Here is a 19,937-nt window from a genome sequence, read left to right on the forward strand (position 1 = left end):
CCCAAAGAAAATTTAACTTTTTTTTATTTCAGCAGCTGCCGGAGCAAATGGATGGCGTTATAGATGGTATTATACACTGTTTTTACACTTTGGGATGTATGCTCCGCAATTTGCTGGTAAGAGTATCCCTCAAAGAACATCAGCCCGATCAGTTCCTTCTGGCGGGGCGTTAACTGCTGCAGGGCATGATATAATTTACGTTTCAGCTCTTCATCCTGCTGCACCCGTACGATGATCTCTTCATAGGGCAGTTCTGTTGTAACCTCCTGTTGAGACATCCGCTCAATAGCCGTGTCGATCCTGGCGTGGTACTCCAGCTGATCGATCAGCATCCTGCGCAGGGAGGTGAACAGATAAGCCCTTACCTGCTTAACTTCATTGAGCCTGTGCCGCTTTTCCCAGAGTTGCAGGAAGAGCTGTGTAACGGTGTCTTTCACCAATTCATCATTGGCCGTAACTTTCAACCCGAACCTTACCAGGTGGAAATAGGTATTGTTATAGAGATCAAAAAAGGACTGTTTATTCCCTTTCCTGATGCCTTCCCAATAAGCGCTATTGTTTTCTTCCCCTGTCACTTTATATCTTTTATCAGTTCCCGGACGGCTGCCTGTAGTTGCTGGTCCTCTCCCCCGGCTACTTTATCAAATTCATTCATCACTTCAATATCCGGTTGTGTGCTTACATTTTCAAGATATTTTCCCTGCAGGTCTTTTACACCTACAGTAGGTACGCTGAAGTGCATGGTATTGTCAACGAGCGTTTGCCCCGTCATCCAGGTACAGCTTCCGGGAACGGGCATCCCCACCAGTTTACCCATTTTCAAGACCTGGTAGTCATGTACAAAACACTGGCCATCGCTGTAATTTGCTTCGCAGGCCAGTACAATGGAAGGTTTCGTCCACCTGAAAGAAGGTTCGCTGTTCACCAGGAAATGGTCTGTGGTATTGTCCCTTACCTTCTTACCGCTGAGGAACATGATCAGTTCAGATGCCAGGTCCCCGCCCCTGTTGAAACGCGTATCCACCACTATGCCTTTTCTTCCGGGATATTTGCCCAGTACTTCTTCATATGTATGACGGTAAGCATTATCATTCATCCGATAGAGATGTACGTATCCCAAGGTACCATGGCTGCGCTTACTCACTTCTTCCTCATTCCTTTTCACCCATCGTTCATATATGAGATCGAATTCCGCGGCTGGGCTGATGGGCTTTACCTTGACCTGCTTACCTGATACTGTAAGCATGATATCTTTACCGGCTTTGCGGTTAAGATAAGCTGCAAAGTCTTTATTTGGTTCAATTTTTTCTCCGTCTATTGCTTCAATCACATCCCCCGGTTTCACCAGGCCTTCCAGGGGACTGCCTTTCATGATCTCTTTAATGGCTGTGCCTTTATAGAATACACCCAAAGAGGCTGTTACATCCCCATCCTTTCTGTCGTCCCGGTAGGTAGCGCCTGTATGGCTTACATTCAATTCACCCAAAAGCTCATTGAGCATTTCTGCAAAATCATAATTGTTATCGATATGCGGAAGGAACTTTTCATAGTTCACCCTGAGTGCAGCCCAGTCAACACCATGCATGCCCGCGGTATAGAAAGTTTGCTTTGTTTTATTCCAGATGTAATCAAACATCGCCTTTCTTTCTTCTCTTACTTTTACAGGGAATGTACCTTTAAATTCAATAGTATCTTTTTTTGCGGCAACCGGGTCCACCCGTAATATTTTCCCCTCTGCCACCATGTAAATGAATTGTTTTTCCTTATCCCATTGCATGGTGGTTTCGTCAATGCTCAGCGGCAGCAGTAATTTTGTTGCTTTCGTACGAAGGTTACAGGACCACAGATCGTAATTCTTTCCCTGTTTGGCGAGGTAGTACAATGTTTCTCCATTACTGCTTATCAATGAGCTTGCCAGCTGGGAAGGATATTCTGTAAGTCTTGTTTTCTTATTCCATGGTTGTTCCAAAGCATATACATCCACCTGCCGTGTGCTACTGTTGGCATAACTGTGCAAACCATTCCTGTCCGTGAACCAGGTGATCATTTTTCCATTCATCACCCAATGTGGGTCCGTATCGCTGTACCCGCTTTGGGTGAGATTGATCAGTTCTCCTTTCCCGGAGGTACTGATCATACCCACTTCGTCATTGCCAGCACCCTTTTCATTAAATTTCACCAGCAGCCAGTTGCCGTCCGGGCTCCATTCAAAATACTGATCGTGTTCCCTGCGGCTGGTTAGCTGGTCAGGCCCAAGAATAGTCCGGAATTTACCGGAGGCGATATTGAATATTTTCAGGGTTGTTCTGTCTTCAATAAAAGCGATCTCTTTTCCATCCGGAGAATAGGCGGGTTGATAATTATCGTGTTCATTTGTTATCTGCGCATGTGAAAGTATTTCCAATGGACCTGATTTAAAGATGCCCCATTTGCCGTTCATAAAACCCGCAAACAAAAGCTGTTTACCATCCGGAGAATAACTAACGCTGGTGGCCGAACTTCCGCCATAGAAATGTGAGCTGTTTACCTTTCCGTCTATGCTGCCTGTAAAGATACGCCCCCTGATAATAAAGGCCAGTTCCTTACCGGAAGGAGATACCGCCATCTCTGAAATATCCGAGAGCGGTACACTTATTTCATCCCTGCTTTTCAGGGGTGTAATGCGGATGTTTACTTTAACCGGTTTCCTGTTCTTCTGTTGCTGATAGATCTCTCCGTTGTAACTGAAGCAGAGCGTAGCGTTTTGCGATATGCTCAAAGAACGTACGGGGTGATCTTTAAAGAAGGTCACCTGCTGTACGTTCCTTTTAATATCTGTTGTAAATACATTAAAGCTGCCACCCTGCTCACTGAGATAATAAATATTATCTTCTCCGTTCCAAACAGGGCTTCTGTCTTCCCCCTCAAAAGAAGTGATCTTTTTATGCTTACCTGTTTGGTTATCGTATAACCAGATGTCCCGCGCGATGGAAGATACCTGGTGTTTGCGCCAGATGTTTTCCCGCCCTTTCCTGTCGTGGTAAACAATATAACGGCCTGCAGGACTCAGCTTTGCATCTTCAGCCGGCGTAGTCAGTAATTGCGTGACAGGGCCTCCTTCTACCGGCACTTCGTATAATTCCTGCAAAGCATCAGAAGGGAATTGGCGGTTATCCGGATCATCGAGCCTTACTGCACCGAAGATTGCTTTCTCGTTCTTAATATCATAAGGATATTCATCTGCAGAATGCCAGGTGAGGCGTTTGGGAGATCCTCCTGTTATGGGAATAATGAATAAGTCGAAGTTGCCGAAGCGGTTGCCTGCAAATACAACAGACTTACCGTCTGCACTCCATACCGGCATGCATTCATAAGTACTGTCTGTTGTAAGCTGAATAGCCGTACCTCCTGCTGCGGGCACTTTATACAGATCTCCCCTGTATGAAAAAACAATTGTTTTACCATCCGGGGAAATAGCGGGATAGCGTAGCCATAATGGAATATCAGCAGCTGATACGTTGTGGCATAGCAGGATAAAACATAGCAACGGGAAGATGCGTTTCATCCGAGAAAAGTACAAAAGATTTATGGAACCCTCTAAATAATGATGATAACTGGTTAATGAGGGTTTATTCTTTTATACTATTTCTTTGCCTCCTTCATTTCTGATATTTCTTTCTTCAATTCAATAACATAAAGCGTTAACTCCTCCACCTTCTTCAGCAGCTGCTTATTGAACTCTCCAACATCCAATCCTTCCTCACTTATCTTTTCCGCAGAAGGAATACCCGGTAAGTGCTGGTGTTCCCTGATATAAGATGCCACCTCCAATAAGGGAGGGAGTACATAATCCCGATGAAATACATAATCAGGCCAGTCATTGGTATTCAGGGTAACCTTTACCTTTTTAGCGAGTATGGTTCCGTTAACAGCCAGTTTAGCCTGCGGAGAAGTAGTGCCGATGCCTACATTACCGGAAGGATCTACCCGTAAACGTTCTGCATTGGCAGTGTATATCGCAAAAGTGCTTCCGGCAGGGGCAAATGTACCAGCTCCATATGAAGGAGTAGCGATATTTCCTAAACGGTACCTGTCAACAATAGCACTTCCGTTAACCTGCAACTGGTCTGTACCGTTATCCACCGGCTTATTCAGCAGCATTCTTGATGTTCCCGAATGCCATATCTCATTCCAGTCACCCCAATTTGTTATTCCGTTCGCCTTTCGGAAATACATCCTTTCTCCATCAGCATTTGCATATGGAATGGCGATCTGTGTACTCCATCCAGGGCCATCATGTCTGCCGGAAATTCCCTGCACATAAGAATAGGAGATACCATTTATTATTGTTGGCGTCACCTTATTATAAAAACCAGACCCTGCCGTGGCGGTCATATCATTCCATGTTACATCAGACACAGAAAACTGAGACACAGCATATTGCGCATTACCGCTTAGCACAATCAGGCACAAAGCTACCAAGGGAAAAAGGGTCTTACATTTCATAGTGATAGTTTCCATTTATAGTTAATAAAAAACGAGGGAGAAATATGTTTCGATCTGATAGAAAAAAGTGGACAACTTTTAAAAACATTTCATGATATAAGGTTATCTCCATAAATATACGGGAAAAAGCTATTCATACCGCAAAGCCTCAATAGGATCCAGCCGGGAAGCCGCCTGTGCAGGGTAATATCCAAAGAATACACCCGTCAGCGCACAAACCATAAAGGATAATACAATAGAGGACTCAGATACCAGTGTTGGCCATCCCAACGTGAGTGTGATCACCTTTGCAGCAGTAATACCCAATAATACTCCTATGATGCCTCCCGTAATGCTGATAATAATAGCTTCTACCAGGAATTGCAGCAGGATGTCTACCCCTCTTGCGCCGATGGACATCCGCAATCCTATTTCCTTTGTGCGTTCCGTAACGGAAACGTACATGATATTCATAATGCCTATCCCTCCTATCACCAGGGAAATACCTGCAATAGCGGTGAGCAATACCGTTAATAAGCTACTGGTGGAACCGAGTGTTTTGATCAGTTCTTCCATTGTTCTTACCTGGAAATTATTTTCATCCGCCGGCCGCAGGCGGTGTGTTTCCCGAAGAATGGAAATGATCTCATCTGTAGCCTGTACAGATGAATTCTCATTGATTGCAGAAGCATAGATGCTCTGGAAATAAGTAGTAGCCAGGATGCGCTTTTGTACTGTAGTATATGGCGTGAGGATGATATCATCCTGGTCCTGCCCGAAAGAGCTCTGCCCCTTTGGCGCCAATGTACCTATTACCTGCAAGGGAATGGAGTTGAGCCGGATCACCTTGCCTACAGGGCTTTCACCACTGGGAAATAGATTGTTGATCACGGTTTGCCCCAGCACACATACTTTAGCAGATGAGGCTACATCTGCATCGGTAAAGCTCACACCGTCCTGCACCACCAGTTTTCGGATATCAAAATAAGAAGGTGCTACGCCCTGCAGGCTGGTAGGCCAGTTCAATGCACCATAGATCGCCTGCCCTTTTGTGGAAGATACCGGTGATACCTCGCTTACATATTCTGCATTCCGTTCTATCGCCTTTACATCTTCAATGGTAAGGCTTTGAAAACTGGAACCTTCTACCCTTACTCCACCGCTTACATTACTGCTGGGCAGGATGGTGATCATATTAGAGCCCATACTGCTTAACTGCGACTGGATACTTTGCTTGGACCCTTCGCCTATTGCCACCATCGCAATCACGGCAGCCACCCCGATAATGATGCCCAGCATAGTGAGGAATGCCCGCAGCTTATTGCGTTGCAGTGCTTTTAATGCGATCCGTATGAGGTTCATTGCATTCATTTCCCGGATTTAATAGTCGTCCGCTACAGGTAATGCAGCGAGTGCTTCCTTTGCCGAACGTACGTTTTCATTGATACTGTCTTTCACTACTTTCCCATCCCGCAACATCACCGTTCTGCTGCTGAATGCGGCAATATCCGGTTCGTGCGTAACAAACACGATGGTTTTTCCTTCCTGCTGATTCAATTCCTGCATCAGCATCATGATCTCATAAGATGTACGCGTATCCAGGTTACCGGTAGCTTCATCTGCCAGGATCATCACAGGCTCGTTTACCAATGCACGTGCAATGGCCACCCGTTGCTGCTGTCCGCCAGAAAGCTGATTGGGCATATGGTCCAGCCGGTCTCCCAACTTTACGGATTGCAATGCTTTCACAGCTCTTGCCTTTCTTTCCTGTGTGCTTAGTGAAGGATTGTAGAACAAAGGCAATTCTACATTTTCCAATGCAGAAGTACGGGGGAGCAGGTTATATGCCTGGAACACAAAACCTATTTTATGATTGCGCAGCCTGGCCAGTTCATTGCGCGACAAGTCTTTTATATTCACACTATCCAGCAGGTAATTACCGGATGTGGGTTTATCCAGGCAGCCCAGTAAATTAAGCAGGGTTGTTTTCCCGGAACCGCTGCTGCCCATGATCGTAACAAACTCCCCGGCATGCACATCAAAGGAAACACCTTTGAGTGCGCGTACTACTTCCGTGCCCATCACGAACTCCCGCCGGATCTCCTGTAGTTCAAGTATTTTGTTGCTCATCGCCTGCGCCCTCCCATCCTTGGCATAAAAGGACTGCCTGTACCTCCCGCTGCTGCAGGATCACTGCTGCCATTCATGGCCATTACCACCACATCCTGCGGTGTTAGGCCAGACAGTACTTCTATATGTGTGTTATCATTTAAACCGGTGCGGATGTGTTTCTGCAAAAGGGTATCACCCCTTATTACCCAAACGTAGTTGGAAGATCCCGCACGCTGCTTTGGTTTATCTTTAGTAGGATTCTTATGTACTGCACTCACCATCACATAGTCCTTCAAACCTGTAGAATCAGGGCGAAACTTCAGGGCTTTAACGGGTAAGAGCAAGGCAGTGTCTTTTTCCGCAGTGAAGATGGTTACGTTGGCCGTCATGCCCGGCTTCAGTTTCATGGCTGCATTGGAGGCATTGATAATGGTATTGTAGGTGACCACGTTGGATGATACGTATGGCGACAACCTGATCTCCTGCACTTTCCCATCAAACACATCATCCAGGTATGCATCTACGGTGAAGGTGACCCGTTGCGAATCTGCCACGTTGCCAATATCAGCTTCATCCACACTTGTTTCCACCTGCATATGTGCAATATCTTTTGCTATCACAAACAAGGTGGGTGTATTAAAGCTGGCGGCTACCGTTTGCCCCAGGCTCACATTCCTGTTGAGTACCACACCATCTATCGGAGAATATATTTCAGTGAAGGAAAAGTTCTTTAACGCTGTTTGCAGTTGTGCATTTACACTGGCTACATTGGCTTTGGCCTGGTTGATCTGGTTGTAGGCAAGGTCATAATCTGCTTTGGCGATCACACCTTGTTTATACAACATCTCCTGCCTTGAAAAATTATTCTGCTGATATTCCAGGTTACTTTTCATTACCTGCAGGTTAGCCCTGAATTGGTCCACCTGTGCCTGGAACAAAGATTTATCCAGCTCCGCCAGCAGTTGCCCCTTTTTCACCTGTGTATTATAATCCACATAGAGGTGCTTGATGGTACCGGATACCTGTGTACCTACAGCCACTGTATCTACAGGCCTGAGTGTACCCGTGGCCGTAACCGTGGTGGCGATATGCCCATATTCCGGCTGTGCGGTCTCAAAGCTGATGGGTACCTCCTTCTTTCTGATGAAGAAATACCAGATAGCTACCACCGCCACAAGGATCAGCACAATTGTAATAATGCCCTTTCTATACTTTTTCATCTGTTATCATTAACATGATCAATGACTACAAGCTGACAGCAGGGTTTAAGCAGATAATGTTATTTAACAAATATTATGCAGATTATGTTGACCTGGTAAAATGACAATGGCCCGCCGGCGCTGTTTTCACAGAACCGGCGGGCCATTTTAAACAGGCAATGCCTATTTCAGGTTATACAGGATCACAAACTCCACCCGGCGGTTCTTCGCTTTTCCGGCCTCAGTGGTATTATCCCCGATAGGATCGCGGTCTGCAAGCCCCCAGGTGAACATACGTTCATTATCTACCTTGTTATTATTGAGTAATTGTTTAGCACTTACGGCGCGTCTTTCAGACAGGTCCCTGTTATAAGCCGCCACGCCGGTATTATCCGTGTGCCCGGTGATCATGATCTTTGTTTTATCATACTTATTCAGCACACCCGCAAAACGTTCAAACGTGGGTTTGATATCATCTTTTAACTGGTCAGACGCGGTGGCAAAGAGTATATGATCCGGGAAGATCACTTTGAGACTGTCGTTAAGGATACTTACCTCTGCCTCATTCAATACGTTCTTTAGTTCTTTGTATTGCTTATTCATGTATTGCTGCTCAGCCGTCAGTTTTTTAGAAGCAGCGCAGGAGGTTAGTACAATCAATGCGGTAATTACCGGGAGTAACATTTTTTTCATTATGCATAATTTTGCTGCGAAGGTATCTAAAATATAGATTATCAGCGTTTTATGCAGTTTTAATTTAATATTGGGGATTTGATTGATATGAGTCTCTTCTGGCTATGTGAGGCCCCTTTTTATACTCCGCAGATTCTATATATGCAGCAGGGGGCTCTGTAACGCCTGCCCTCACGCCTTCTATGTTGATATTAGCGGAAGGAATGTCAATCTTAATACCGGAAATCCTATTGGCAGTACGTCTGAATATTATATAACCGCCATATCGCTCTACCTTAAAAGTATCTGCTACCTGACGGCCCAGGTCTGCGCTACCAGCGCGACTGCTGGCAGTAAGAACACCATCTTTCAAAGTTACTTTCACTTCATCCTCGTCATAACCAGTGCCCACTTTATAGGTACCTACATAGTCAACCAGATCTTCTACACGGATACCTTCCAGATCTATATTGGCTACAGGGATGTTTACTTTGATACCGGAGATCTGTTTAACGGGGTTACGAAGGAAGATGACCTCACCACCATATTCATCCACAGAGAAGGTATCAGGTTTCAGCATGCTGAGATTAGCACTCCCTCTGCTACCGCTGATCGTCAATTTGTCTTCTTTCAACTCCACCCTGGTATCTTGTGCGGCATCACCCGTACCCAATTTGTAAGTACCGGGATATTCCGTTAATGAACTTTTCTGTGCATGTACCGCAAGCGTCATAAAAAGCGCTGCAGTCAATAAAACATGTTTCATAAAATGAATAGTTTAGGCAGGGAAATTAGTCTTGTTGCGGGGGTCTAACAACAAAACAGGTATGAAATAATTGTTATAAAGTGAATGAGGCCGGGAAGAGGGGTAATAAAAAAAGAGAAGACCTGCGAAGATCTTCTCTAACCCTTTGTTGTCCCACCTGGATTCGAACCAAGACAAACAGAACCAAAATCTGTCGTACTACCATTATACTATGGGACATCGTGATTGGGATTGCAAAAGTATACTTTTTTTTATTTCTGCAAAAAAAACTTCCTCTTTTTTTGTAAAAAACCTTGGAATCCTTGTCCCCACAAGCATTTCATCAAATCAACATCCATATTTTTTCAACGATCCGTTCCGGAGATAATTGTTCCATGCAAGCATGATCTCCTCTGAAACAGGGTTTATTTCCGAAAACAGAACATGGTCTGCAATAGAGATCTATCTGTGCCGCAAACTCCTCTTTCTGGCCATATCCCATAAATCCTGCATAAGGGTGTGTAGCCCCCCAGACAGATACTACGGGTACTCCAAACAGAGAGGCCAGGTGCATATTGGCGGAATCCATACTTACCATCAGTTTTAACCTGCTGATAATGGCTAATTCTTCTTTCAGGCTGAAATTCCCTGCCATCACCTGCACGCGGCTAAATTTGGCCGCCAGTGCATTTAATTGTGCCACTTCCTGTGCTCCGCCGCCAAACAACAACACTTCCACTTCTTCCTTTGCAGTGAGCTGCCGGATCACCTCTTCCATTTTTTCAATAGGATAGGTCTTTTCTTTATATGTGGCAAAGGGGGCAATGCCGATCCGGACTTTATCACTGGCCTGCCGGGGTAATGTTCCCGAACCCGCAATTCCCGGTTCCAGCCCCAGTTCCCGGAAAACCTGCCGGTACCGTTCAATGGTAGTGGTCAGGGGTTGCAGTACCTTCCCTTCTTTCTGTGTCAGTCGTTTTTTCCCTTCCCGCCCTTTATCTATCACGGCCACCGGAATCCCCCGGAGCCGGAAAAAGGTCCTTAAGATACGGGAACGCAATACCTGGTGCAGGTCGGCCACTGCGCTGATCTCCGGAAAGGCCTTACGTATAGAAGAAAAGAGCCGGTACAGGCCCCTAACCCCTTTATGCACTCCTTTCAGGTCAGCCGGCACAAATACCAGGCGGGGGATCCCCTCACAGAGTGGTCCCCAGTTCTTATTGGTCACGAAAATGATGGTAAGTTCCGGATGAGCATCCAGCACCTCTTTCATCACGGGAATGGTCATGGCCACGTCTCCCATGGCAGAAAACCGTATAGCCAGGATACTACGGCTTTTGGCCATATAATACAGGATTGAGGGAAGGATCGTTGTACATCTTCATCTGTTTGTACACTTTCATGTATTTGCGGCCCTTGCTGATATCTTCCAGCAACTCCTCGATGGCAGTGGAAAGGTCTTTTTGCTGTTCCAGCAGGATGTTCAGTTTGCGCTGGCAGGTTTTACGATGCTCTTCGCTGGCATCCGGGCGGGTAGCTTCCTCCCGCATGTGGTAGATCTTGAGACCAAGGATGGAAAGGCGGTCTATTGCCCAGGCAGGACTTTCCGTATTAATGGTAGCCTTTGGCTGGGGGATCACGTCCTTATATTTATCAAGGAAATAACTGTCAATGTATTCCACCATATCTGTCCGTTCCTGATTGGAGCGGTCGATCCAGCGTTTGAGGTCCAGTGCTTTTACCGGGTCTATATGGGGGTCCCGCACCACATCTTCCAGGTGCCACTGCACAGTATCTATCCAGTTTTTCCCGTATAACAGGTGTTCCACGGTGGTTTTTCCATATGGGTTCTCCACTTTCCGGTAAATATCATTGTGAATGTGGTAATCCCGGATACTCTGGTCAAAAATGCCTATACAAAGTTCAGTAAACATGCAGCAAATGTAGTCTGGAATTTTGAAAATCCCATGCCCCGCATCTCCCCGGCCCGGCAGGGGCTAACGCAGAACCCTACACGTTACCGCAAAAAAAAAGCACACTGTAGATACAATGTGCCGGGCATAAATCATGTGAATGTTCGAGAATGCAATTGTGTAGGCTCTTAATGGTTCTCTAAAGAGGGCTTTTCAAAAAAGCTCGCGCCATTGCAATTAGCTGATTACACATGCTTGTTATTAGCAAGTTGGTGACGACAGCAACACTGCTAATAACAGCATGGTAAATATCTTATCTGTGAGGAGGATCTTTTTGGGGATCGTCCGTGTCTTTATCTGGTTATGTCTTCTGCTTTTAGGTAATGTTGGGTTATCACAAGTTGACTGTTCACTTATTTGTCAGGCTAAATTGGTAAATCTGTCTTAAGTCTTTTTTGCTTGAGTGCAATACTAAATTACAACGCGTTGCTGTGATAATATTGCAGTGGTTAATTTTTTAACAAATGAAAAAAAGGAATTCCCAACCCATTGAAAACTGCGCTGTTAGTGATCTTAAAAGGTCTCAAATGGCATAGAAAGTTTATCCGTGACTGTTGGAAACGCTGCATTGCTGCAGTAGGGCATTAACAAAAAAAAGAACAGCGCGGGGAGATCCCTGCGCTGTTGTACTTTACCCAAATTTTCTCATAATCATTAGTCCGGGAGAATAACAATGGATGACTCGCTTAAAAGCTGCCTGGAGTCATATAAAACTTGTACAGTTGGCGTAATACGTTCAAACTGCCCCTGCCTTCCTCCACCGGCAATCAGGGATAGCGCTTTGGCTATCAGCGGGTCCTGCTGATCCGCGATAGGGAATAATGGCAGTATACTTTTCTCGTCACTCACATATTGTGGTGTTATGCCGTTTTCATATCCGCCTTCTCCCCTGGCGTTTGATAATTTATAGGTAATAGGGAGCAGGGACCAGGGAATACGTTTATCTGTAATGCTCACAGCGCCCACATCTTTGCCAAAAGTGGTCTGGCCGATCAGCACTACCTGTGTATAAGGTTTGAGGTTGTTGATCACTAATTCTGCTGCGGACCCTGTAATGGCAGTTCCCAGTATGAATACCCTAGGAAGGGATAACTGCCCCGGTGCCAATGCACCGAAAGGGATCACTTTATTATCTTCGGAGGGAACAGCTAAAACATCTTTAAAGGAACGCATCTTTACCTGTTGTTTTGCATTACCGGCATATTGAACAAAAGGTTTCAGCTCATCAAGGCCGGGAGCCACCAGTGCGCTGAGCAGGGCAGCTCCGGTTACACTGCCACCCGGGTTATACCGGAGGTCGATGATCAGTTCTGAAGCGCCTTCTTCCTTAAATTTCCGGAATGCCTGCAGCACATCATTATTATAATAGTCATCAAAATTATTCAGGAAGAGATAGGCTATTTTCTTCCCATTGATCTGCCATGTTTTCTTTTCATAAAGGGGATTTTCTACGATAAGCCTTCCCTCTATGGCTACCTGTTGTACTTCTGTAACCTGTCCGTTATCCGCCACTTTGGCTGTGGTAATATTGCTTTTGTTCTTTTGCAACAGGTCCTTCCCTAATTGCTGTGCATTTGCGGGAGTAATAATGGTATTACTGATACGGGTGAAATAATCTCCTCTTTTGAGCCCGTTAAGCGCCGCTGCGGTACCGGGGATCACAAAATTAATGATCCCGATAGCTCCTCCCGGAGCCTGTGCCCAGGGAATTACATAATAATCAACACCGAATGTCCGCAACATTCCTTTCGGGAAATTGCTTTCATTATATATAATAGAGAACCGGTCCGTGGGCTGTTTGAGACTGTTAAAGAACGCAACGGGTTCCTGCTGCCCATCTGCCACGGCCGGAAGGGATTGATTCCAAAGATAGTACTCCCGCATATTGGCCAATATCCAGTTATTGATCTCCTGCTGCGTTACCGGTCCGGCAGGCGCAGGGGCATCCTGCTTGCGGCAGGCGCTGAATAACAATATCAAACAAAGCAATCGCAGGTACATAAATATGATTTAAAATCCGGCAAGCTGGGTAGAGCTATAGGTGATAGCGGTGCCGTTAACAGCCCGTTTAATATCAAAAATAGCACTGCCTATATCTTTTAAAGCAGTAGCGGTTAAAAACATCCTTCCTCCCTTTGCATACCTGGCAGGATCGATTTGATCTGCATTGGGCAGATAAGTATTTGTTGCAGCATCCTTTAATTTGAAAACGAATCTTACGCCTGTTTCAAAACCCGCAAAATAATCGATGGTGGTAAAACCAGTGAATTTACCCCGTTGCAGATTTTCGAATACAGCAATCGGCGCATTCATGCCTTCGCCTGGTGTAATGGCGTTGAGCATTTTAACACGGTAAAGTTCCAGCGTGAGCTTTTCAGGCAATTCCGGATCTGAATAGCTAAAACCAACCTTCCGTTTGTCCGGTGATGATGATTCTCCCTTTGCATTGAGGAGGAATTGGGGTTTCCCGGTTTTCTCAAACTGTAAAATAGTGAAGGAAACAAAGCTAGCAGGGATGTCCAGCAGGGTATCTATCCATGTTTCTCCGCTTTTCAGGTTCTTTAGTTGCAGATGTTGTTTTCCATTTCCCTTTTCCACTATCTTCCTGTTGATGCTGCTCTTAGTTTTACTCATACTATCCAGCAATACTTCATTGTTCCATGTTAGCGCTGATACCGCCGTTTCATCTGCCCAATAACTGGTGGCAGACATTTCCATAATATTTTTTTCCACTTGCAGGTTGCCTTCCTTCTTACATGCAGCAAGGCAAATAAATAAAACGAGTAAAATGTTTCTTTTCATTAACATAAATTTTATTGGTATTACAGAATAAGCAGGTGATAGGGAACTATCACCTGCCTAAAAATTCGTTGCACCATTTTTACAAATGTAAAAGCAGTTATTTTTAATAAGATATTACAGACCAGCAGTCCAGGTCAGGAACCAATAAGAACCAGCTGGGTCTGCACCTTTACCGGCATGTGCAGGTAATGTAGTGTTTGGATCGAAAGTACCAACACCAAATGGATCCAGTAATTGGATATCTGTGTTTGAGTTACTGGCGTTGATGTAAACTTCGTTACCTGGTACCACAATAGGGCCAAGTGTGCTGAATGCATGAACAACGTTTCCGCTGAAAGTACCTGATGCACCACCTTCCAGGGTGATACCATTACCATAACCCAGGAAGATAGAGTTGGTAACGTTAAGACCTGTATTTCTTCTGAAACGTGCAGCATTCAATGTACCTGCAAAAGCAGAAGTTTCTCCGCCGATCAGGGTAACGTTAGAAACAGTAGGCTGTGTTCTTGGAGTCAGCGAAGAGCTGTTTGCATCGTTGTCTGATTCGATACCATTGGCATCAGCATAAACAAAACCTGCCCTGCGAAGGCCAATTACATACTGAACATTACCAGTGTAACCATGGTCAAAATCCAGGATATCATCGTTTGTGTTCAGAGATACGAGGTGAGTAGCATTTACAGTACCTCCAAAGAATTCAAACGCATCGTCCCTGCCATAAGAAACCTGGATATAATCCAGAACGGTACCGCTACCTACACCACCCAGGGTGAGGCTGTTCAGTTCGTTGTTGTCTGACACGTTAGCACCAGCCCACTCGATACGAACATATTTCAGTATGCCGGAATTGTCTGCGGGAGTGCTACCGCCATAATGTACGTCAACACCTACAGGCAGTGTAGGCAGGTCAATACCTTCGATGGTTGGGTTGCTTTGGTTAGTTGGAGCATTACCCAGGATCACAACACCACCCCAGTCACCAACTGCAGGAGTAGCATTATTAGAAGTGAATACGATCGGAGCGTTGGTACCATCTGCATGAATCAAACCACCGCGGGTAACAATCAATGCAGAAGCTTCTGCTGGTGTGGGTTTAGAGATACCTTTAATGGTAACGCCTTCATTGATCACCAGGTCTCCGCCAGGTACAACATAGGATTTTCCGTCGAGATAGTAAGTACCGTATGCCACCAGTTCCACATTAGCGTTAATAATACCGGGTAAGGTAGAACCGTTTGGCAGGATACCTGCTTTTACATTTTGATCAGCTTGCTGGCCTTCTTTTTTGCAGGCAGCAAAGGTTAACAGGGTCAGCGCACTGGCTGCAATCATGAGCTTTTTCATGGTTTGAATTTTTTCTAAGGTTTTAATGAATGATTTGTTATCTAATGGATGCAATGAATTTTGTGTTTTAAAGACCTGCAGTCCAGGTCAGGAACCAGTAAGAATAGTCCGGGTCGCAACCCTTACCTGCATGCGCCGGCAATGTAGTATTTGGGTCAAAAGGACTACCAAATGGATCAATCAGTTGGATATCTGTATTTGAATTGACAGGATTCAGGTGAGCTTCATTACCTGCAGGAACAGGACCAAGGGCACTGAATGCATGTATAACGTTGCCGCTGAACACAGTTGATGATACTACCTGAATTCCCATTCCATATCCCAGGAAAACGGCGTTGGTGACATTCATGCCTGAATTTCTTCTGAAGCGTGCAGCATAGAGCGTGCCGGGGAAAGCAGCAGTTTCTCTGCCTATTATAGTGATATTCGAAACGGACGGCTGTGTTTTCGGAATGTCTGCTGAACCACTTGCATCATTATCTGATTCAATACCATTTGCATCAGCATACACAAAACCCTGCTTACGAACACCCAGTACATACTGAACTGTACCAGTGTAACCAAGATCAAAGTCCAGGATGTCATCATTTGTGCTCAGGGATACGAGGTGAGTAGCATTTACAGTGCCCCCAAAGAACTCAAACGAATCGTCCCTTCCATATGAGGCCTGGATATAGTCCAGTACGGTACGGCTACCAACACCCCCGAGTGTGAGGCTGTTCAGTTCATTATTATCAGAAACGCTGGCACCTGCCCATTCGATGCGGATAAATTTCAATACGCCTGAGCTGTCTGTGGCATCAGCACCACCATAATGTACATCTACACCGATAGGGAGTGTGGGCAGATCAATGCCTTCAATAACAGGCTCAAATTTATTGGTGGGTGCATCTCCCAGTATCACAATACCACCCCAGTCTCCAACAGCAGGGAAATTACTGTTAGAAGTAAATACGATCGGATTCTCCAATGTGCCAACAGCATGGATCAAACCACCACGGGTAACTATCAGTGCAGAAGCCTCTGCTGGGGTAAATTGAGGTATTCCTTTTACAGTAACACCTGCATTGATGATCAGGTTTCCTCCTGGCTTCACATAAGTTTTGCCATTAAGATAATAAGTACCGTTAGCCACCAGCTCTACATTCGTACTAATAACACCGGGTAATGCGGAGCCATTTGGCAGAATACCTGCTCTTACATTATGATCATTTTGTTTCGCGTCCTTTTTGCAAGCGGCAAAGGTTGCCAGGGCCAGCACGCTGACTATAATAGTAAGTGTTCTCATTTCTAAACCGGCTTTTTAAAAATTATAGGTGATGTTCATGCTCAGGTTCCTTCCCTTAAACCAGCGGTGACGTACATAATCCAATCCTTTGTTATACCTGTTCCCTTTGGGATCGCCATTCGGTTCGTTGCTCATCATATAAAGGTCCGTTTCACTTCCACCGCCGGAATTACCCGATGGCTTCAGGGATTGGTTCTGGTAAATAACATAATCCTGCTGTAACAGATCGCTCAAGTTCAGCCTTACCTGCATACGTTTCTTCAACAGGTTGGCACTTAACTGTACATCTATCACATCGCGCGGGTTCTCATACTGATCATGCCATGCCTGGTAACCACCTACTATGATGCGCGGACCATAGCGGTTGTAAGCAATGTTCAACCCTATCACATCTCCAAAGTAACCGATGCCACCATTCAGCACGTAAGGAGAAAGGCCCTGCAATGGTCGGTTACGGGAATCCGGTGCCAGGGTAGTATCATTTCTACCGGTTACACCATTTGCCGCATTAAGTAATTCTGATGTATTATACCGCACGTTCGCTTCCATCCATGAAGCATTTGCACTTATATAGATCTGTTTCAGCAGTTTGGAATTTGGCTGGATAAAACCTAAAGACTTACGGAGATCCAGTTCAAATCCTTTGCTTGTAGAGCTTTGCAGGTTAAAATAGTAGAAGATGCCGGTTGCATTTCCACTGCTGAAATCACCTATCAACTCCACGGGGTCATGAAACTTCTTGTAGAAGGCGGAGAGAGAGATCACTTCGCCCGGAGCCGGGTAATATTCATAACGGATATCCCAATTGGTGATCTTCGCATCTTTCAACCCTATTGCTCCTTTATAAGAACTTCTTTCTTTGAATTCATAATAGATGTAGGGTGCTCTTTCCCTGAAATCAGCCCTGGCTAAGGTTTGTGAATATGCCAACCTGAAGTTCATACGGTCATTCAAACTATACACCAGGTTGAAAGAAGGAAGCCAGTCCGTTTTACTGTATTTCACCGTAGTATCTCTCGGCAATCCTGTTCTATAGTTATAAGAAACACCCTGCAGTTCCATAGCACTCTGCTCCATTCTCACCCCGCCTATAAACCGGAAGTGCTGCAGGAATTTCAGGTCCGTCATCAGGTAAGCAGCATGGATCTGTTGTTTGCCGGTATAATCATCTCCCGCAAATCCCTGCCTGCCAATACCAGAGGGCTGGTACTGCAGCATACCGGGTTGAATAAGTTCCGACGAGTGTAATTCATAATCCGCCTTGCCAAATACAGCACTGTCTATCCTTGCCAGTGCAGCAGGCGTATTCGCGGTTGGATCATAATACATCCGCAGTGCAAGGCTTTTGTTGTCCGCATTCCGGAAAGTGCCTGCATATCCTACTTTAAGGTTTTGTGTTGTATTGCCAATTTTAAATGGTATGGTAAAGTTGCCCAGTACATTCTTACGTCTTTCCTTCAGCTTGGAATTAAAGATGGTTAACCCGTCTGACAGGATACCGCTGGAACCGTCGTTCAGGTTATAATTCCTGAACTGCCCTTTGGGTCCGTTGCTCATACGCCCATTAGATGCCCTTGTATCCGGCTGATCCCTGTCCAGCACAATGTTATCTGCAGACCAGTCGAACTTCAGGTGTTTACCCAGGAGATGCTCCCCTTCCAGCCTGTTCTGCCATAAAGCATTGATCAGCGTTACGTCTATATAATATTTTACCGGCCCATCCCCTCTGTCCCAGTTAGTGCCGTAAAAAGCATTGGACTCATTACTGAAACGCCTGTTGTATAAATTCTTAAAAGCTACCTTATGCCCTTTTGTTTGAAAGCCAATGTTCAATACTGCACCCAGGGCGGTGTTGAAATTGTAAGTGTTTGCACTATCGTAGAGATAATAAGAAGGAAAATAACGTGTTTCATCTACGATGCTTTCTTCATGGCGGTAAGTGGCTGCCAGCGTAACACCAAAGGAAGAGACCTTGTCTTTCAGATCCATTTTCCGGCCTAACATCAGCTGGTAATTCTGCACCGGTGAATATTGGTAAGCACGCAAGCCCCAGTTATTGGGTATAGCCCTTTCCATCCTGCTGCGGTTCTCCTTATCTCCCGCACCCAGATATTTGCGGTATTCTTCATTATTCCAATCTTTATTCCACCAGCCACGCGTTCCATCATCAAAGCCCAGGTAATCATTACCACCACGTTTTGTTCCGTACATAGACTTACCGGTGCTGTTGGTATTAATGCCTGTTCCTAATGTTATGGACAGGAAGTTCTTTTCCGGAATGCTCCGTGTATTTACCTGAACAAGGCCACCTGCAAACTCTGCCGGCATATCCGGCGTAGCTGTTTTATTTACGATGATATTATCTATCAGTGCGCTGGGGATCACGTCAAAGGAAAAGTTCCTTCTGTTAGGTTCTGTACTCGGCAGATTAGCACCGTTGAGGATCACATTATTATAACGCTCACTCAATCCCCGTACGGTCACAAACTTATCGTCCTGCACGGTGATGCCGTTCACTCTTTTTAATACCTGTGCCGCATTATTATCCGGTGTAACCCTGATCTGTTCTGCACTGATACCATCAGACACCGCAGCATTATTTTTCTGCAGTGCATACAGCCCTTCCACGGAAGCTTTCTGATAATTTCCGGTGATCACTACCTCTTTCAAAGCAGAAGAAGAGGAGGTCATTAACACATTCAGCGGCGTCAACTGTTTTTCTCTTACGATGATATCTGTAACCTTCTGCGTATTATAAGAGATGTAACGGAATGTGAGCACATATTTACCCGGGGGTAATTTAATTGTGTAACTGCCATCCACCTGCGTTACAGTACCTCCTTTTCCTTCTACCATAATGGTTACGCCGGGGAGTGGTTCATTACGGTTGTCCACCACCTTTCCGGAGATCGTACCATCTTCTATCCTTCTTGCCAACGCTTCGGCTTTGCCTGCACGGATGGCAATTGTATTATTGTTGTAGTCGATATCTACGGGTGTATTCCTGTCCAGGAATTCTAATACTTTTCCGAGGTCAGCCGAAGAATATTCCAGTTCTGACACGGCACATTTACCAAGGTATAAAGGATCATATGCATAAATAAAAGAAGTTTGCGATTGCAGTGCTTTGACCACCTCTGCCACATTGGTCTTCCCTGTTTTTAAAGAAATCTTTTGTTGCAGTGTTTTATATGACTGTGCAGCTAATACCAGGTGCTGCCCGCATAATAAAATAGCAAATGTTAAATAGATGGCTGTGCGCCTGTTAAAAAATTTACGTGTAAAATTCTGCATACGTTTTTGTTACTTTTTTATATCTGGTTGAGATGAAGCATGCG

Annotated in this window: 15 protein-coding genes and 1 tRNA gene; all 16 read right to left on the reverse strand. The window is 45.2% G+C overall.

Translation table 11 applies throughout. The features are described from left to right. Window positions 1-23: 23 nt before the first annotated feature. The 16 genes from BUR42_RS14520 to BUR42_RS14595 all read right to left on the reverse strand — a co-directional run bounded on the left by BUR42_RS14520 (window position 24) and on the right by BUR42_RS14595 (window position 19,893). A complete protein-coding gene (locus BUR42_RS14520; RefSeq protein WP_074239921.1) occupies window positions 24-575 on the reverse strand; it encodes an RNA polymerase sigma factor in 552 nt (183 codons plus the stop codon). Next, on the reverse strand, window positions 572-3,544 hold the full coding sequence (locus tag BUR42_RS14525) for a S41 family peptidase (protein ID WP_074239922.1): 2,973 nt from the start codon (window positions 3,542-3,544) through the stop codon (window positions 572-574). The genes BUR42_RS14520 and BUR42_RS14525 overlap by 4 nt, the downstream gene beginning before the upstream one ends. Before the next feature lie 77 nt (window positions 3,545-3,621). Continuing rightward, entirely contained in the window at window positions 3,622-4,485 is an 864-nt protein-coding gene (locus tag BUR42_RS14530; protein WP_143197448.1) for a pyocin knob domain-containing protein, read from the reverse strand. A 129-nt stretch (window positions 4,486-4,614) separates the two neighbouring features. After that, the gene (locus tag BUR42_RS14535; protein WP_074239924.1) at window positions 4,615-5,835 is read right to left on the reverse strand and encodes an ABC transporter permease; all 1,221 of its coding nucleotides are present in this window, start codon (window positions 5,833-5,835) and stop codon (window positions 4,615-4,617) included. A gap of 9 nt (window positions 5,836-5,844) precedes the next feature. Further along, a complete protein-coding gene (locus BUR42_RS14540; protein ID WP_074239925.1) occupies window positions 5,845-6,594 on the reverse strand; it encodes an ABC transporter ATP-binding protein in 750 nt (249 codons plus the stop codon). After that, the gene (locus BUR42_RS14545; RefSeq protein WP_074239926.1) at window positions 6,591-7,796 is read right to left on the reverse strand and encodes an efflux RND transporter periplasmic adaptor subunit; all 1,206 of its coding nucleotides are present in this window, start codon (window positions 7,794-7,796) and stop codon (window positions 6,591-6,593) included. The genes BUR42_RS14540 and BUR42_RS14545 overlap by 4 nt, the downstream gene beginning before the upstream one ends. Window positions 7,797-7,958: 162 nt before the next feature. Then, the gene (locus BUR42_RS14550) at window positions 7,959-8,468 is read right to left on the reverse strand and encodes an OmpA family protein (RefSeq protein ID WP_074239927.1); all 510 of its coding nucleotides are present in this window, start codon (window positions 8,466-8,468) and stop codon (window positions 7,959-7,961) included. A gap of 64 nt (window positions 8,469-8,532) precedes the next feature. Next, window positions 8,533-9,213: a hypothetical protein gene (locus tag BUR42_RS14555; protein ID WP_143197449.1), complete on the reverse strand. Its 681-nt coding sequence runs from the start codon at window positions 9,211-9,213 to the stop codon at window positions 8,533-8,535. Between the two features lie 148 nt (window positions 9,214-9,361). Next, window positions 9,362-9,432: transfer RNA gene (locus BUR42_RS14560), tRNA-Gln, on the reverse strand. A gap of 103 nt (window positions 9,433-9,535) precedes the next feature. Continuing rightward, window positions 9,536-10,537 carry a glycosyltransferase family 9 protein gene (locus BUR42_RS14565; RefSeq protein WP_074239929.1) on the reverse strand — a complete coding sequence of 334 codons (1,002 nt, stop codon included), beginning with the start codon at window positions 10,535-10,537 and terminating at the stop codon, window positions 9,536-9,538. Beyond that, window positions 10,521-11,126, reverse strand: a complete 606-nt coding sequence (locus BUR42_RS14570; protein ID WP_074239930.1) for a DUF4254 domain-containing protein — start codon at window positions 11,124-11,126, stop codon at window positions 10,521-10,523. Before BUR42_RS14570 ends, BUR42_RS14565 begins: the two co-directional genes overlap by 17 nt. Before the next feature lie 693 nt (window positions 11,127-11,819). Then, window positions 11,820-13,166: a S41 family peptidase gene (locus tag BUR42_RS14575; RefSeq protein WP_084185574.1), complete on the reverse strand. Its 1,347-nt coding sequence runs from the start codon at window positions 13,164-13,166 to the stop codon at window positions 11,820-11,822. A 9-nt stretch (window positions 13,167-13,175) separates the two neighbouring features. Continuing rightward, window positions 13,176-13,967 carry a hypothetical protein gene (locus BUR42_RS14580; RefSeq protein ID WP_074239932.1) on the reverse strand — a complete coding sequence of 264 codons (792 nt, stop codon included), beginning with the start codon at window positions 13,965-13,967 and terminating at the stop codon, window positions 13,176-13,178. 114 nt (window positions 13,968-14,081) lie between these two features. Continuing rightward, a complete protein-coding gene (locus BUR42_RS14585; protein ID WP_143197450.1) occupies window positions 14,082-15,311 on the reverse strand; it encodes a hypothetical protein in 1,230 nt (409 codons plus the stop codon). A 67-nt stretch (window positions 15,312-15,378) separates the two neighbouring features. Further along, window positions 15,379-16,599, reverse strand: a complete 1,221-nt coding sequence (locus tag BUR42_RS14590) for a hypothetical protein (RefSeq protein ID WP_074239934.1) — start codon at window positions 16,597-16,599, stop codon at window positions 15,379-15,381. Window positions 16,600-16,614: 15 nt separating this feature from the next. Continuing rightward, window positions 16,615-19,893 carry a TonB-dependent receptor domain-containing protein gene (locus BUR42_RS14595; RefSeq protein WP_074239935.1) on the reverse strand — a complete coding sequence of 1,093 codons (3,279 nt, stop codon included), beginning with the start codon at window positions 19,891-19,893 and terminating at the stop codon, window positions 16,615-16,617. Window positions 19,894-19,937: the final 44 nt, after the last annotated feature.

It is taken from the genome of Chitinophaga niabensis, assembly GCF_900129465.1.
Classification (GTDB): domain Bacteria; phylum Bacteroidota; class Bacteroidia; order Chitinophagales; family Chitinophagaceae; genus Chitinophaga; species Chitinophaga niabensis.

Excerpts from the sequence above, each read along its gene's own strand:
- BUR42_RS14525 (WP_074239922.1), bottom strand. The coding sequence starts at position 3,544 with ATGAAACGCATCTTCCCGTTGCTATGTTTTATCCTGCTATGCCACAAC.
- BUR42_RS14530 (WP_143197448.1), bottom strand. The coding sequence starts at position 4,485 with ATGAAATGTAAGACCCTTTTTCCCTTGGTAGCTTTGTGCCTGATTGTG.
- BUR42_RS14535 (WP_074239924.1), bottom strand. The coding sequence starts at position 5,835 with ATGAATGCAATGAACCTCATACGGATCGCATTAAAAGCACTGCAACGC.
- BUR42_RS14540 (WP_074239925.1), bottom strand. The coding sequence starts at position 6,594 with ATGAGCAACAAAATACTTGAACTACAGGAGATCCGGCGGGAGTTCGTG.
- BUR42_RS14545 (WP_074239926.1), bottom strand. The coding sequence starts at position 7,796 with ATGAAAAAGTATAGAAAGGGCATTATTACAATTGTGCTGATCCTTGTG.
- BUR42_RS14550 (WP_074239927.1), bottom strand. The coding sequence starts at position 8,468 with ATGAAAAAAATGTTACTCCCGGTAATTACCGCATTGATTGTACTAACC.
- BUR42_RS14555 (WP_143197449.1), bottom strand. The coding sequence starts at position 9,213 with ATGAAACATGTTTTATTGACTGCAGCGCTTTTTATGACGCTTGCGGTA.
- BUR42_RS14565 (WP_074239929.1), bottom strand. The coding sequence starts at position 10,537 with ATGGCCAAAAGCCGTAGTATCCTGGCTATACGGTTTTCTGCCATGGGA.
- BUR42_RS14570 (WP_074239930.1), bottom strand. The coding sequence starts at position 11,126 with ATGTTTACTGAACTTTGTATAGGCATTTTTGACCAGAGTATCCGGGAT.
- BUR42_RS14575 (WP_084185574.1), bottom strand. The coding sequence starts at position 13,166 with ATGTACCTGCGATTGCTTTGTTTGATATTGTTATTCAGCGCCTGCCGC.
- BUR42_RS14580 (WP_074239932.1), bottom strand. The coding sequence starts at position 13,967 with ATGAAAAGAAACATTTTACTCGTTTTATTTATTTGCCTTGCTGCATGT.
- BUR42_RS14585 (WP_143197450.1), bottom strand. The coding sequence starts at position 15,311 with ATGAAAAAGCTCATGATTGCAGCCAGTGCGCTGACCCTGTTAACCTTT.
- BUR42_RS14590 (WP_074239934.1), bottom strand. The coding sequence starts at position 16,599 with ATGAGAACACTTACTATTATAGTCAGCGTGCTGGCCCTGGCAACCTTT.
- BUR42_RS14595 (WP_074239935.1), bottom strand. The coding sequence starts at position 19,893 with ATGCAGAATTTTACACGTAAATTTTTTAACAGGCGCACAGCCATCTAT.